Here is a 15,479-nt window from a genome sequence, read left to right on the forward strand (position 1 = left end):
CTCGCGGTTGACGCCCGCCGACTGGCGGTTAAGCTGCGCGCCCCTGATCCCTCGGAGCCCCGTGTGGAAACCCGTCAACTGATCATCGTCCCGCAGATTTCCACCGTGCCCGGCCACCATGCCCTGGCCGGCCGCATGCTGCGCTGGCTGGTGCGCCAGGGTGTGGTCGAGGCCTTCCCCAGCGCCTTCGCCCGGGGCGGCAACCGCATGGTCCACGCCGTCGCATCCGGGGCGCGCCAGGTGGTCGAACATCCCGACCGGCTGCCGCTGGGCAAGCCCGGCGCCGGGTTGGAAATCGTCGACAAGCGCTGCATCTACACCCCCGCCCGTGGCTTCCTGCACGAGGCCGGCTGCCCGGAGTGCCGCCGCGAGGTCGGTGAGCCGCTGTTCGAAAGCCTGGAAGAGTGGTGGCCGGGCGAAACCGATAACTTCACCTGCCCCGAATGCGGTTTCGAAGACGACATCAACGGCTTCCTTTATCTGCAGGCCTGCGGCTTCTCCAACCTGGCGTTCGTCTTCAACGATTGGCTGGAAGCCGGCTTCAGCCGCGCCTTCCTCGCTGCCTTCGCCGACCGCCTGGGCTTCCCCGTGCGCCTGGTCGAGGTGCACGACTGAACGGCACGCATTGAGCGCGGGCCATCGCCGCCCGTATCATGCCGCTCATGTTCAAAGACCCCTTCCAACGGCTCGGCCTCGACCGCGAGGTGCTGACCGTCAGCCAGCTCAACCAGCGTGCCCGCCATCTGCTGGAGGACGTGTTCCCCCAGGTCTGGGTGGAAGGCGAAATCTCCAACCTGGCCAAGCCCGCGTCCGGCCACCTCTACTTCACCCTCAAGGACAGCCAGGCCCAGGTGCGCTGCGCGCTGTTCCGGCAGAACGCCGCCAAGGTGCGCCAGGCGCTGCGCGACGGCCTGGCGGTGAAGGTGCGCGGCAAGGTCTCGTTGTTCGAGGGCCGTGGCGACTACCAGATGATCGCCGATGCCGTGGAGCCCGCCGGTGACGGTGCCCTGCGCCTGGCCTTCGAGGCCCTGAAGGACAAGCTCGCCGCCGAAGGCCTGTTCGACGCCGAATCCAAGCGCCCGCTGCCCGCCCACCCGCAGCGCATCGGCATCGTCAGTTCGCCCACCGGTGCGGTGATCCGCGACATCATCAGCGTGTTCCGCCGCCGCGCCCCACAGGTGGAACTGACCCTGGTGCCCACCGCCGTGCAGGGCCGCGAAGCCACCACGCAGATCGTCCGCGCCATCGAGCGGGCCGACGCCCAGGGCTTCGATGCGCTGATCCTGGCCCGGGGCGGCGGCTCGCTGGAAGACCTCTGGTGCTTCAACGAGGAAGCCGTGGCCCGCGCCGTGGCCGTCTGCCAGACGCCCATCGTCAGCGCCGTGGGCCATGAGACGGACGTGTCCATCGCCGACTTCGTCGCTGACGTCCGCGCGCCCACGCCATCCGCCGCCGCCGAACTCCTGGCCCCGGATTCCAGCAGCCTGCGCCAACGCCTGGAGAGCCTGCAGCGGCGCCTGGTGCTGCGCATGCAGCAGCAGATCGCCCATCACCACCTGCGCGTCGACGGCCTGACCCGCCGCCTGCGCCACCCGGGCGAGCGCCTGCGCCAGCAGGCCCAGCGCCTCGACGACCTGGAGATGCGCCTGCAACGCGCGCTCGACCGCCAGCTGAGCACCCGCCGGGAACGCTTCGCGCGCCTGGAGACACGCCTGGCCGCACAACACCCGGGCCGCGCCCTGAGCCTGCTGCGTCAGCGCCTGGACAGCCTCGCCGCGCGCCTGCCGCGCGCCATGCAGGAAGGCCTCAAGGAGCGCCGCCTGCAGCTGCAAAGCCAGGTGCAGACGCTCAATGCGGTCAGCCCGCTGGCCACCCTCGGCCGGGGCTACAGCATCCTCCTCGACGAACGCGGCCAGGCCATCCGCAACGCCGCCCAGACCCGTACCGGCCAGCGCCTGAAGGCTCGCCTGGGCGAGGGCGAACTCGACGTGCGAGTCGAAGACAACCACCTGACCCCGGTCACCCTTTCCCTGCTGGATTGATAGATGCGCCTGCTGCTCGCCCTGCTTCTCGTCGTCACCCTCCCCGCCCAGGCCGAAGGCTTCATCAGCCGCCTGCTGAACAAACCGGTGCCCGGCGGCGTTGCCGTGGTGCAACTGGGCCAGGGCGCCACGGCGCCGACGGCGCGCTTCCAGGACAAGCCCGTGCTGGTGGTGAAGGAAGAGGGCCGCGACTGGATCGCCATCGTCGGCATTCCCCTCGGCACCCAGGCCGGCACCCAGCAATTGAAGGTGAGCGACGGTCGCAGCCTGTCCTTCAGCGTCGGCAGCAAGCACTACAAGGAACAGCGCATCACCCTGAAGAACACCCGCCAGGTGAACCCGCTGCCCGAGGACCTCAAGCGCATCGATCGCGAACTGGCCGAGCAGACCCGCGCCTACCGCAGCTTCACCCCGGGCACGCCGAGCAACCTGCTGTTCGACAAGCCGGTGAACGGGCCGCTCTCCAGCCCCTTCGGCCTGCGCCGCTTCTTCAACGGCGAGGAGCGCAACCCGCACTCGGGCCTGGACTTCGCCGTGGGCGCCGGTACGCCGATCAAGGCACCGGCGGCCGGCAAGGTGGTGCTCATCGGCGACTACTTCTTCAATGGCAAGACGGTGTTCGTCGACCACGGCCAGGGGCTGATCAGCATGTTCTGCCACATGTCGAAAGTGGACGTGAAGCTCGGCCAGCAACTGCCGCGCGGCGGCGTGGTCGGCCGCGTCGGTGCCACCGGCCGGGCCACCGGGCCGCACATGCACTGGAACGTCAGCCTCAACGATGCGCGTGTCGACCCGGCCATCTTCATCGGCGCCTTCAAGCCCTGACCTCCGGCGCGGAATAGCCCGCCGCCGGCCACGCCATACAATTCCCCTTACAGACGTCGCCTGGGCCAAGCGGCGCATTTTTGCTAAGGTCCGCCAGCTCCGGAGGCCCGCCGCAACGGCCGGCCCGATCCCACCGCTGACATGGAGCCGCACATGCCCCACGAGCTGGCAACCTGGATGGACTGGCTGAAGGGCCACCCCGAACTCCTCACTCTCTGCGCCTCCACCCTGCTGGTACTGGGTGCCTGGCTGGCCAACTGGATGGTCAAGCGCATTCTCGTGCGCGGGCTCTATCGCGCCCTGAGCGCCACCGCCGTAGGCCGCAACACGCACCTGGGCGAGAACGGCATGATCAAGCGGCTGGCCAATATCGTGCCGGCACTGATCCTCTCCAGCGGCGTGGTCCTGATCCCCGGCCTGCCGGAAACCCTGGTCACCGTAGTGCGCAACGTCTGCGGCGCCTTCATCGTGCTGACCATCGCGCTGGCCCTGAGCGCCCTGCTCGACCTGATCAACACCCTCTACCAGTTGCGCAAGGACGCTCACCTGCACCCGATCAAGGGCTACCTGCAGGTGATCAAGATCCTGGTGTTCGCCATCTGCGCGATCCTCATGGTCGCCACCCTGATCGACCGCTCGCCGCTGATTCTGCTCTCCGGCCTGGGTGCCATGGCGGCCGTGCTGATGCTGATATTCCAGGACACCCTGCTGTCCCTGGTGGCCAGCGTGCAGATCTCCTCCAACGACGTGATCCGCGTGGGTGACTGGATCGAGATGCCGCAGCTGAACGCCGACGGCGACGTGATCGACATCGCCCTGCACACGGTGAAGGTGCAGAACTGGGACAAGACCATCACCACCATCCCCACCAAGCGCTTCATCACCGACTCGTTCAAGAACTGGCGCGGCATGCAGGAATCCGGCGGCCGGCGCATCAAGCGCTCCATCTACCTGGACCAGAACAGCGTGCACTTCCTCGTCGCCGACGAGATCGCCCAGTTGCGCCGCTTCCGCCTGCTGGATCAGTACCTGAAGGCCAAGGAGAGCGAACTGCTGAGCTGGAACAGCCAGCTCGACGAGCCGCTGCGGGTGCCGGTCAACAGCCGCCAGCTGACCAACCTGGGGACCTTCCGCGCCTACGTGGAGAACTACCTGCGCCACAACGACGACATCCGCAAGGACATGACCCTGCTGGTGCGCCAGTTGAACCCCACCGCCGACGGCCTGCCGCTGGAGCTGTATTGCTTCACCAACACCACGGCCTGGGCGCGCTACGAGGCCATCCAGTCGGACATCTTCGACCACCTGCTGGCGATCCTCCCGGAGTTCGGCTTGCGCGTGTTCCAGCACCCGAGCGGCGCCGACATGCGTGAGCTGCGGCTGCCCGCCCAGCAGCCACAAGCCCCGGCTCCCGCAGCTTTCGACCACTCGTCGGCCTGAGCCGAAGCGGCATCAAGAAGCCAGTACGCCCGCCGATGCAGTGTCGATACCGGAATTTCCGGTAGTGCGAGCGAGAAACGGGATGCTGACGGTCAATACCAACATCGCCTCCTCGTTCACGCGTAGACAGTTGAGCAACACGGACAACGCACTGGGTAAGGCCATGCAGCGTCTGTCGACCGGCCAGCGCATCAACAGCGCCAAGGATGATGCCGCCGGTTTGCAGATCTCCAACGCCCTTACATCCCAGGTGCGTGGGCTCAACGTCGCCACGCGGAACGCGAATGACGGCATGTCGATGCTGCAGGTGGGAGAAGGCGCGCTGGAAAGCGTGACTACCGCCCTGCAGCGCATCCGTACGCTCGGCCTCCAGGCCATGAACGGCTCCAACACCGAGACCGATCGCGCCGCACTGAACCAGGAGGCGCAGAAGCTCCTGGAAGAGATCAACCGGGTCAACGAGACCACCACCTTCGGCGGCCGCAAGATCTTCAGCCAGGCCTCCGGCTCGCAATTGGGCAAGCTGGACGAGCGCGCGGTGCTCAACTCGCTCAAGGGCTTCTGGATCAGCGAGGGCGAGCAGCGCGTCTTCGACGCCTACGGCATCAAGGCCGACGGCGCCACGCTGAAGATCACTCTGAGCAACGACCCCTCCAGCACAACCCTCGCCTCGGTCGCCGGCTCGCCCGGTGCCGGGGGCAAGTACTACAACCAGGTGCTCGACGTGAACCTGGCCTACTTCGATGGGTCCAGCCTGCCCAACGGCGGCGACAACCCGGGCCAGTACACCGACCGCGTCCTGGCCCACGAGATGACCCACGCGGTGATGGGCCGGGCGATGAACTTCAACGCCCTGCCCGGCTGGTTCAAGGAAGGCACCGCGGAAGCCGTGCAAGGCGCCGACGAACGCCTGCGCAGTGACATCGCCGCCAGCAGCATCGGCGCGGTGGTGGGCGCCTTCGGCGGCATCGGCAACAGCGCCGGCTACTCCGCCTCCTACGCCGCGGTGCGCTACATGCACGCCGAGATCAAGGCCGCCGGCGGCAACGGCATCAAGGACGTGATGCAGTACCTGGCGGGCCACGCCAACTCCACCCTCGACGACGCCCTGGCCAACGCCAGCCGTGGCGCCTTCGCCAGTGCAGCCGACTTCGGCACCCAGTTCTCCGCCAACGGCGCCGCGTTCATCGCCGGGATGGACCTGACCAACGAGGACACCGGCGCCATCGGCGGCTTCGATGCCGACGGTGGCGATGTGCTCACCGCCGAAAACGTGCTGCCCAACCGCGGCACCGGTACGCCCGGCTCACTGGGCTTCACGCTGGAAGAGCCCAAGCTGTTCGACGCCAACGCCACCGGTAACGGCGTGCAGACCTCGCTGCAGGTGGGCGCCAATGCCTGGGAAACCATCGACGTCGGGCTCGCCTCCTTCAACACCGGGGCAATGGCGCTGAACAACGTCAACCTGATCAAGACCCCGGGCCTGGCGGTGATGGACATCGACGACGCCCTCGCCTACGTGGACCGCCAGCGGGCCTACATGGGTGCCATCCAGAACCGCCTGGACAACACCGTCGCCAACCTGCAGAACATCGCCGAGAACGCCAGCGCCAGCCGCTCGCGCATCACCGATGCGGACTTCGCCTCGGAGTCCGCCACCCTCGCGTCCCAGCAGATTCTCCGGCAGGCGGCCCAAAGCATGCTGGTGCAGGCCAACCAGATGCCCCAGGCGGTACTCTCGCTCCTCGGCTGACGCGCAATTCTCGCTACGTTTGTCCTCCCTCCGAGCAAGAATCTCTCACCTCACCAATCCCTTCGCACGAAATCACCAATTTTCTGACAAGCCTTGCCATATTCAACCCGAGTGAATAGGGTTGTCGGCATGAAAACCGCTCACACCCTCATCCTCCTGCGTCAACACGCCTGCCTACGTCTGGTCAGCCCACGACTGCGTAGCTGAATCGCGACGCCCTGCTTCACCCCGCATTTCATTTGGCCGGCCGCCGTCATCAGGCCCATCAGAACAAGGATTTCCCCATGAGCATGCTCAACGACCCGTCTCGCAAGTACCGCGCCTTCCCCGCCATCAACCTGCCCGACCGCACCTGGCCGTCGAAGACCATCACCGAAGTGCCGATCTGGTGCAGCTCCGACCTGCGCGACGGCAACCAGTCGCTGATCGAGCCGATGGACGCGCAGAAGAAGATGCGCTTCTTCAAGACCCTGGTGCAGGTGGGCCTGAAGGAAATCGAGGTGGCCTTCCCCTCCGCTTCGCAGACCGACTTCGACTTCGTTCGCGAGCTGATCGAGAACGGCCACATCCCGGATGACGTCACCATCCAGGTGCTGACCCAGGCCCGCGAAGACCTGATCACCCGCACCTTCGAATCCCTCAAGGGCGCGAAGAAGGCCATCGTCCACGTCTACAACGCCACCGCGCCGTCCTTCCGCCGCATCGTCTTCAACCAGGACCGCCAGGGCGTGATCGACATCGCCACCGGCGCCGCCCGCCTGATCAAGCAACTGGCCGCCAAGCAGCCGGAAACCCAGTGGACCTTCCAGTACTCGCCGGAAATCTTCAGCTCCACCGAGCAGGACTTCTCCCTGGAAGTGTGCAACGCGGTGATCGACGTCTGGGAACCGACCCCGACCAACAAGATCATCCTCAACCTGCCGGCCACCGTGGAATGCGCCACGCCGAACGTCTACGCCGACCAGATCGAGTGGTTCGGCCGTCACATCAACAAACGCGACAGCGTGATCATCAGCCTGCACACCCACAACGACCGTGGCACCGGCGTGGCCGCCACCGAGTTGGGCCTGATGGCCGGCGCCGACCGCGTCGAAGGCTGCCTGTTCGGCAACGGCGAGCGCACCGGCAACGTCGACCTGGTGACCCTGGCGCTGAACATGTACACCCAGGGCCTGCACCCGCAGCTGGACTTCTCCGACATCGACGCCGTGCGCAAGGTGGTCGAGGAGTGCAACCAGCTGCCGGTCCACCCGCGTCACCCCTATGTGGGCGACCTGGTGCACACCGCCTTCTCCGGCTCCCACCAGGACGCCATCCGCAAGGGCTTCGCCCAGCAGAAGGAAGACGGTGTCTGGGAAGTGCCCTACCTGCCGATCGACCCGGCCGACATCGGCCGCAGCTACGAGGCGGTGATCCGCGTCAACAGCCAGTCGGGCAAGGGCGGCATCACCTTCCTGCTGGAGCAGGAATACGGCATCAGCCTGCCGCGTCGCATGCAGATCGAATTCAGCCAGGTGGTGCAACGCGAGACCGACCGCCTCGGCCTGGAGATGACCGCCGAACAGATCTACAAGCTGCTCGACAGCGAGTACCTGCAAGCCACCACGCCCTACACCCTGAAAGGCCACCGCCTGCAGGAAGAGAACGGCACCAGCGCCGTGGACATCGAAGTGCAGATCAAGGGCGAGACCCAGCACCTGCGCGGCATGGGCAAGGGCCCGCTGGAAGCCCTGGTGGCCAGCCTGCCGGTGAAGGTGGAGATCATGGACTACTCCGAGCACGCCATCGGTGGCGGCGCCAACGCCAAGGCCGCGGCCTATATCGAACTGCGCCTCGACGGTGGCCGCGCGCTGCACGGCATCGGCATCGACGAGAACATCACCACCGCCAGCTTCCGTGCCCTGTTCAGCGCCCTCAACCGCGCCCTGAGCCAGACCGAAGCCGAAGCCGCCTGACACCCGGCCAGCCAATGAAAACCCCGCCAATCGGCGGGGTTTTGTTTTTCCGGGGATAACCCGGTGTGCATCTCTAGCCCTGTTGCTGCCAGTGGCAGCGACCCCAGGCGCACATCGCCTCCAGCACCGGCTGCAGGCTGGCGCCATGCTCGGTGAGGCGGTACTCCACACGCGGCGGCACCTCGGCGAACACCGTGCGCGACAGTACGCCATCGTGCTCCAGCTCGCGCAGCTGCTGGGTCAGCATCTTTTCGGTGATGCCCGGCACCCGGCGCTTGAGCTCGGAGAAGCGCAGCGCCTCCTTCATCAGGTGATACACCAGCAGCGACTTCCACTTGCCGCCGATCACATCCAGCGTCACCTCCACCGGCGTGTTGTAGACCTTGTCGCCCGAAACCAGACGCTTGGATTCGGTGGCGATCGGCTCGTGTTCGCTCATATTGCTTACCCGCTAGTAAGTGACTGCCAGAATCGTACGTACTTGTCAGCAAGAATGCCACCTGCATAATCGACCGCCACATTCATGCCGAATGCAGCCGATGGAGATCGAACCATGACCGCACGCAACCTGTTCCAGCCCTCCCGACTGGGCAGCCTCCAGCTCCCCAACGCGGTGGTGATGGCGCCCCTCACCCGCCAGCGCAGCCTGCAACCCGGCAACATCCCCAGCGAACTCAATGCCACCTACTACGCCCAGCGCGCCGGCGCCGGCCTGATCATCAGCGAAGCCACCCAGGTCTGCCCCGAAGGCCAGGGCTATGCCTGGACCCCGGGCATCCACAGCGCCGAACAGATCGAAGGCTGGAAGAAGGTCACCCGCGCCGTGCATGACAAGGGCGGCCGCATCGTCCTGCAGCTCTGGCACGTGGGGCGCATCTCCCACCCGCTGCTGCAACCGGGCGGCGTCGACCCTGTCGCCCCCTCCGCCATCCAGGCCAAGGCTGATTGCTATGTGCAGGAAGCCGACGGCAGCCACCATCGCCAGCCCACCGCCAAGCCCCGCGCCCTGGAGATCGACGAACTCCCCGGCGTGGTCGCCGCCTACGCCCAGGGCACGGCCAACGCCCTGCGCGCCGGTTTCGACGGCGTGGAAGTGCACGCCGCCAACGGCTACCTGCTGGACCAGTTCCTCTGCTCCGGCAGCAACCAGCGCACCGACGCCTACGGTGGCTCGGCTGCGAACCGCGCGCGCTTGGTACTGCAGGTGATCGACGCCGTGATCGCCACCACCGGCGACAGCGGTCGCGTGGGCGTGCGCATTTCCCCCATGGGCACCTTCGGCGACATCAGCGACGCCAACCCGCGCGAAACCTTCGGCTACCTGGTGGAGCAATTGAACAGCCGCAACCTCGCCTACCTGCACATCAACAAGCCGGACTGGCTGGGCGGCACCTTCGAAGGCTTCGACGACCTGCTGCGCGAACTGCGCGACCGCTACCAGGGCCAGATCATCCTCGCCGGTGGCCTGGACAGCAGCAGCGCCGAAGCCGCCCTGAGCACCGGCCTGGCCGACGCCGTCGCCTTCGGTCGCCCCTACATCGCCAACCCCGACCTGGTGGAACGCCTGCGCCAGGACGCGCCCCTCAACCAACCGGACGCCAACACCTTCTACGGTGGCGCCGAAGCCGGCTACACCGACTACCCGACCCTGGGTTGAACGGAGGCTGAAACGAAAACGCCGGGCAATGCCCGGCGTTTTTCATGGCAACGGCTCAGACGAGCCCGAACAGCAGAAGGACCGGCACCATGGCGACGATGAACCCCAGCATGAACAGCAGGCCGATGCCCACGCTGCGCCACAACGAGAAGAACGCGCCATTGGCGATCTTGTGCTGGTCCACTTGCGTACCGAACAGCTGCCGGGCATAGGCATTCATCGCAATCACCTGGACCACGCCGAACACGATGGCGGGCACGTTCTCCGGCAGCAGGGCACCGGCGACGATTATCGCGATGAAGAAACCGATCGAGACGGCCCAGAGCTTCCCGGTCTCGCCACCCCGCCCCATCGCCTTGAGATTGGCGGCGATGACATAAGCCCCCGCCAGCGGCGTGCCGAAGAAGGTGGCGATGCCGATGCCGGGGATGCTGTAGAGGCGCAGATGCTCGGTGCCGGTAGTCGGCGCCAGCAGCTCGGCGGTGGGGGTCTGGAAGGGGTTTTCGGCTTCCGTGCTCATATCGGGCTCCTGTGGGTAACGTAGAAGAAGGACGAGGAGCGCCATGATACGGAGCCGCCCGGCATCGGGCGACCCCGGATGAAGGGGCGGCCAGTATCACCCGGCCATCCCGCCCATCAGTTGCAGGCGCCCTCGTCGCGCCACACCTTGCCGCTGCCGTCCGCTCCGGTGTACTCCGGATTGCCCGGCTCGGAGCCACGGTTCCACCAACGCGCGGTATAGAGACGGCCCTTGTGGGTCACCCCGCTACCTTCCCAATAAGCCTCATCGGCGCTCCAGGGCTTGGCACAGCGGCCCGTACCCGGCTGCTCGATGACCTGGGCGCCGACCTTCACCTCGTGGGTGCGGGTCGCCTCTTTCTGCCCATTGCTCAAAGTCAGGGTGAAGCGGTAAGCCACCTCCTGGTCCTGCAACGGCGCTACGAACGTCAGGTTGGCACCACTCGCCTTGATGGAAACCTGCGGGCTCACGCTCCAGCGGTAGGTCAACGGCAGGTTGGCCGGATCGGTGGAGGCGGCGGCACTCAGGCGGACCTCACTGCCGGCAGTGGCCATGGAAGGGCCGGAAATGCGCGCCACGGGCGGCAGGACTGCAGGCGGGTTCTCCGGGGTCTCGGTGCCGGTACCACTGCAGGCCCCCAGGTCGCGCCAGACCTTGCCGCTGCCATCCGGCCCGGTGAACGCCGGGTCACCCGGCTCGTTACCCCGGGTCCACCAGCGCGCCTCGTAGGTGCGCCCCTTCCTCTGCACCTTGCTGCCCGACACGTAGTCGGATGTCGCGCTCCACGCGGTATGGCAGGTCGGTGACCCCGTGATGCCGGCCTTCACCAGTACCGGGTGGGCCTTGCGTACCGTGTGCTTGCCGTTGCTCACAGCCAGCTCGAAGGTGAAGCGGGTGTCCTTGTCGAGTGCCGGAGCCTTGAAGGAAACCCGGGGGCCATCGAAGCTGAAGTCCAGCTTGGGCGAGGCCGACCAGGTGTAGCTGAGCACGCTGCCCTGCGGATCGCTGGATGCGGAGGCGTCCAGACGAACCGTATCACCCGCGCTGGCCGATGCCGGGCCGCTGATCTGCGCCACCGGCGGCAGGATGGCGCTGACCGGTTTCAGGCTGGCGAGCTTGACCAGGTTGTCTGCTGTGAACTGGCCCTCGGCCAACAAGGTCCAGTCGCCATCTGGCCGATCACCGGCGTGCACTTCGTAGTCCTTGATGTTGCCGAAAAGGCCGCTGGCCTGACGCGGGAGGTAATGCAACTGGGAGAAACGCTCGGGAGCTCCAAGGTCGATGACGAAGTCGTACGGATAGTTCTCCTTGGACGAGGAATACCAGTAGGTATTGGTTCCGCCATCGATGGCATTTTCAGGCTTGTAGCCCTTGGACGAGATCACGCGCCACTGATCACGCGGCAACGAGCGTCCATCGGCATTGGCCAGGTGGAGTTCGGAGATGCTGGCGGCTTGGCCACCGTCGATCGCCGACTTGGCGACGAGGCGAAGGTAGCGCGCCTCTACCGTGTCCTGCTTCCTGGAGAACGCATGACCTTCGAGCACCTGGTCGGTCGCCGTGCGGTTGTCTTGCACTCTCATGGCCAGGTACCAGCGCCCGGGCCTGGGGTCCTTGACCCCCAGGGCCACGCCAGCCGCCATGATCGATCGCTCGTCATATTGGGTAGCGGTCGGCTGCTGGCCATAGCGGAGGTAGAGCTGAATGCGCCCGTGGATCTCATGGCCCGCGCCATGGTTGGCGGCGAACGCCAGGCGCTCGGTCCCTGCCGGTACGTCGATGGGGAAATATCGCCATTCATTTCGATCCAGCGTGACGCGCTCTTCCAGGAACTTGGTTGCACGCTCGGTTTCCAGCGGAACCACGGAGGGGCTGTAGGCGGACATCCGTGCGCTGTTCTCGCGCCAGAGCCGGGCCACGTTGGCCATCTCCGGATGGCCCAGCGGCACGCCCATCCGATCCTTCAGATCCGGGTTGGAGAAGTAGTTGACCTGGTTGCCGCACATGATGGTTCCGACGCGACCGTTGTGATAGCCGTAGTGGTAGCCATCGCCTTCCGGACAGTGGTTGGCGCCGATGTTATGCCCGACCTCGTGGCGGAAGGTGGTGGGCGAGGTGATCACGTTGATGGAATAGCGGCCACGGATGTTGCCCCAGCCCAGCATTGTGTCTTCGCCCGTGATGCCGCTGAAGAAACCGGTAACGAGGTCAGGCCCGTATTGGCGCATGCCGTCGGCGAACAGGACGTTCAACTTGTGCAGCGTTTCCCTGGTGATCGAATGTTCGCTCTCGATGACCTGGGTACCCACGAGGCGAAGGCGCACGCCCTCGACCTTGGAGTTCTTCAAAGCCAGGTTGACCGAGGCGATCTGTGCGAGCGCATAGGCCTCATGGTCGCCGATGTATTTGACGGCTTTGCGGGAGAAGCCAGCCAGGACATCAACGACGATCTCGCCATTGGCATTGCGGTCAACCAGGTAGCTGCGGGCTCCGGAGAAGGATTGCACTTCATGGGGCAGATCGGCTTGCGGATCCTCTACGTAGTCACGCGAGGCGGGAGGGTGAGTGTGACTTGCGTCGTAGCGCGTGAGGGTCTGCTGCCCCGATGCTTCGCCGCGGATGACGATGTTGGATTCGGGCAGCAAGGCAATGAAACTGCCATCCTGGCGGGCGACCACGATGACGTCATCGACGGGTTGCAGCGTGCGTGCGCCCACCCCGGAAAACGCCCCGCCGGTATACACCTTGAGATCGTCAAATGTCTCCGCACTCTCCAGGGCCAGCCCCGAGAGATTGAGCCCGGTGGCACTGCGCAACTGCTCGGTTCCCCTTGGCGCGACGGCGCTCAAGGTCCGGGCGGAGAGGAGGCTGGAGAGTTCGATGAAATGCCCCGTCTGGGTATCCAGCACCTGGGGTACCGGAGCGTCGTCGGGGGAGTGGCCCGAATGTGCCTGGACGCCCAGGGGGAGGAGCGCCGCCAGGCCAAGGCTGGCGATCCAGGTGCGAGTGGAACGACTGAGTGGGTTCAAGCGGAACGTCGGCATGAAGAATTCCTGGTCAGCAGCACGCCTTGCGAGCTCTTCACAGTGCAGCGCGCCAAGGGATTGACAGAATGAGTAGTTGCCGGCGACGCCATGCTAGGGGCAGGCCGCAGGGGAAGTAAAAGAAACGAGGCTGAATTCAGACGCGTCTTAGGCGCCAGGCAGGGAGCTGACTCACTGGCAGGCTGCGGTCGAGGCAGGAGAGGAGCTCGGCACCTTCGGGTGCCGAGCATGCGCGAGGATCAAAGGGTCAGGGTGAAGCCGTCCGCATCCAGGTGCGCGGGGAAGCGCTCGCGGTAGCTGGCCAGGGCGCTGGCGCTGAGGGTGACGCTGAATACGCCCTCCTGCGCGGCGGCATCGAGCAGCGTCTCGCCCTGGAAGTCCAAGGCCTGGCTGTCACCACTGTAGGGATGGCCCTTGCCGTCCTCGCCGACGCGGTTAACCGCTGCCACGTAGCAGAGGTTTTCGATGGCCCGGGCGGGCAGCAGGCGGTTCCAGTGGTGGCGGCGTGCGGCAGGCCAGTTGGCGGTATAGAGCAGCAGGTCGGTGTCGTGGGGGTCGCGGCTCCAGACCGGGAAGCGCAGGTCGTAGCAGACCAGCGGGCGCACCCGCCAGCCCTTGAGCTCGAACAGCGCCCGGGTATCCCCCGGGGTGTAGTGCTTGTGTTCACCCGCCATGCGGAACAGGTGGCGCTTGTCGTAGTGCAGCACTTCGCCGTCGGGGCGCGCCCAGAGCAGGCGGTTGCGATGGCTGCCGTCGGCGGCGCGGATGATCAGGCTGCCGGTGACCACGGCATCGATGCGCCGGGCCTGCTCACGCAGCCAGGCGTAGGTGACGCCCTCTTCCTCCTCGGCGAGGATGGCCGAATCCATGGAGAAGCCGGTGGTGAACATTTCCGGCAGCACCACCAGGTCGGCGCCACGGGCCTGTTCCAACAGCACCTCGAAGTGGCTGCGGTTGGCAGCGGCGTCGTGCCAGACCAGGGTGCTTTGCACCAGGGCCAGCTTGAGGTCGGGCAACGTGGTCAGATCGCGCATAGTTTTTCCGCTGCCTGGCGCAGCGTCTCCTCACGTTTGGCGAAGCAGAAGCGCACCAGACGCAGGTCGCGCGGGGCGCTCTGGTAGAACACCGACACGGGAATGGCGGCAACGCCATGTTCACGGGTCAGCCATTCGGCCATGGCCACATCGTCCAGCTCGGGGCGGATGGCGCTGTAGTCCACCAGTTGGAAGTAGGTGCCGGCGGCGCGGGTGAAGCCGAAGCGGGAGCCGGCCAGCAGGTCGCAGAACAGGTCGCGCTTGGCCTGGTAGAAGCCGGGCAGCTCGGTGAGGTGCTCCGGGTGCGCGGCCATGAAATCGGCCAGCGCCCACTGCAGCGGGGTGACGCCGCAGAAGTTGACGTACTGGTGCACCTTGCGCAGCTCGGCGGAGAGCGCCGGTGGCGCGACCACGTAGCCGGTCTTCCAGCCGGTGACGTGGTAGGTCTTGCCGAAGGAGCTGACCACGAAGGCGCGGGCGTAGAGCTCGTCGTGGGACAGCACGCTGACATGGGCCTGGCCGTCGAACACCAGGTGCTCGTAGACCTCGTCGGACACCAGGTAGATGTCACGGCCACGGATCAGCGCCGCCAACTGGTCCAGCTCGGCGCGGGAGATCAGTGCACCGCTGGGGTTGTGCGGGCTGTTGAGGATGATCATCCGGGTGCGGTCGCTGAGGGCGTCGGTCATGCGCTGCCAGTCGATGGCGAAGCCCGGCAGGGCCAGGGGCACATGCACGCAACGTCCACCGGCCAGCTCCACGGACGGCTCGTAGCTGTCGTAGCAGGGGTCGAGGACGATGACCTCGTCACCGGCGCGCACCACCGCCTGGATGGCACAGAAGATCGCTTCGGTGGCGCCAGGGGTGACCGTGACCTCGGTGTCGACATCCACCTTGCGACCGTAGAAGGTCGCGACCTTGGCGGCCACCTGCTGGCGCAGCGCCGGCAGGCCGGTCATGGGCGCGTATTGGTTGTGGCCAGCGCCGATATGACGGGCCACCGCATCGCACAACGCGGCAGGGGCGGAGAAATCCGGGAAGCCCTGGGACAGGTTGATGGCGCCGGTTTCGGCGGCGAGCTGGGACATGCGGGTGAAGATGGTGGTGCCGACGTTGGGCAACTTGCTGGCGATCATTTCTTCAGGCTGCTGGCGACTGGGGATGGCGGCTAGCTTAAGGCCTGACGGGGCTCGTGACCAAGATGAAAGC

At 66.2% G+C, this 15,479-nt stretch carries 12 protein-coding genes; 7 read left to right on the forward strand and 5 right to left on the reverse strand.

The genetic code is table 11. From position 1 onward, the window contains the following. Window positions 1-63 precede the first annotated feature (63 nt). The 6 genes from PSm6_RS04495 to leuA all read left to right on the forward strand — a co-directional run bounded on the left by PSm6_RS04495 (window position 64) and on the right by leuA (window position 8,015). Complete coding sequence (locus PSm6_RS04495) at window positions 64-615, forward strand: hypothetical protein (RefSeq protein ID WP_021220818.1); 552 nt, start codon at window positions 64-66, stop codon at window positions 613-615. Between the two features lie 47 nt (window positions 616-662). Then, window positions 663-2,042: an exodeoxyribonuclease VII large subunit gene (xseA, locus tag PSm6_RS04500; RefSeq protein ID WP_043240289.1), complete on the forward strand. Its 1,380-nt coding sequence runs from the start codon at window positions 663-665 to the stop codon at window positions 2,040-2,042. 3 nt (window positions 2,043-2,045) lie between these two features. Beyond that, a complete protein-coding gene (locus tag PSm6_RS04505; RefSeq protein WP_265169661.1) occupies window positions 2,046-2,867 on the forward strand; it encodes a peptidoglycan DD-metalloendopeptidase family protein in 822 nt (273 codons plus the stop codon). Between the two features lie 153 nt (window positions 2,868-3,020). Further along, on the forward strand, window positions 3,021-4,307 hold the full coding sequence (locus tag PSm6_RS04510; protein WP_021220821.1) for a mechanosensitive ion channel family protein: 1,287 nt from the start codon (window positions 3,021-3,023) through the stop codon (window positions 4,305-4,307). Between the two features lie 82 nt (window positions 4,308-4,389). After that, window positions 4,390-6,060, forward strand: coding sequence for a flagellinolysin (locus PSm6_RS04515; RefSeq protein ID WP_265169662.1), 1,671 nt, complete (start codon window positions 4,390-4,392; stop codon window positions 6,058-6,060). 284 nt (window positions 6,061-6,344) lie between these two features. Further along, window positions 6,345-8,015: a 2-isopropylmalate synthase gene (gene leuA, locus PSm6_RS04520; protein ID WP_043240120.1), complete on the forward strand. Its 1,671-nt coding sequence runs from the start codon at window positions 6,345-6,347 to the stop codon at window positions 8,013-8,015. Window positions 8,016-8,088: 73 nt separating this feature from the next. On the opposite strand, the gene PSm6_RS04525 is transcribed toward leuA, so the two are convergent. Next, the gene (locus PSm6_RS04525; protein ID WP_043240119.1) at window positions 8,089-8,454 is read right to left on the reverse strand and encodes a winged helix-turn-helix transcriptional regulator; all 366 of its coding nucleotides are present in this window, start codon (window positions 8,452-8,454) and stop codon (window positions 8,089-8,091) included. Between the two features lie 114 nt (window positions 8,455-8,568). Here PSm6_RS04525 and PSm6_RS04530 point away from each other — a divergent pair, with 114 nt between their 5' ends. Continuing rightward, window positions 8,569-9,672, forward strand: a complete 1,104-nt coding sequence (locus PSm6_RS04530) for an alkene reductase (RefSeq protein WP_265169663.1) — start codon at window positions 8,569-8,571, stop codon at window positions 9,670-9,672. A 55-nt stretch (window positions 9,673-9,727) separates the two neighbouring features. Here the strand turns inward: PSm6_RS04530 and PSm6_RS04535 are convergent, their stop codons facing one another. The 4 genes from PSm6_RS04535 to PSm6_RS04550 form a co-directional block, all read right to left on the reverse strand. Next, complete coding sequence (locus PSm6_RS04535; protein ID WP_021220826.1) at window positions 9,728-10,192, reverse strand: hypothetical protein; 465 nt, start codon at window positions 10,190-10,192, stop codon at window positions 9,728-9,730. Window positions 10,193-10,308: 116 nt separating this feature from the next. Next, window positions 10,309-13,236, reverse strand: coding sequence for a discoidin domain-containing protein (locus tag PSm6_RS04540; RefSeq protein ID WP_265169664.1), 2,928 nt, complete (start codon window positions 13,234-13,236; stop codon window positions 10,309-10,311). Window positions 13,237-13,475: 239 nt separating this feature from the next. Beyond that, window positions 13,476-14,270 carry an amidohydrolase gene (locus tag PSm6_RS04545; protein ID WP_265169665.1) on the reverse strand — a complete coding sequence of 265 codons (795 nt, stop codon included), beginning with the start codon at window positions 14,268-14,270 and terminating at the stop codon, window positions 13,476-13,478. Continuing rightward, on the reverse strand, window positions 14,258-15,406 hold the full coding sequence (locus PSm6_RS04550; protein ID WP_265169666.1) for a pyridoxal phosphate-dependent aminotransferase: 1,149 nt from the start codon (window positions 15,404-15,406) through the stop codon (window positions 14,258-14,260). Before PSm6_RS04550 ends, PSm6_RS04545 begins: the two co-directional genes overlap by 13 nt. Window positions 15,407-15,479 lie beyond the last annotated feature (73 nt).

The sequence above is a fragment of the Pseudomonas solani genome (assembly GCF_026072635.1).
In the GTDB taxonomy this organism is placed as follows: domain Bacteria; phylum Pseudomonadota; class Gammaproteobacteria; order Pseudomonadales; family Pseudomonadaceae; genus Metapseudomonas; species Metapseudomonas solani.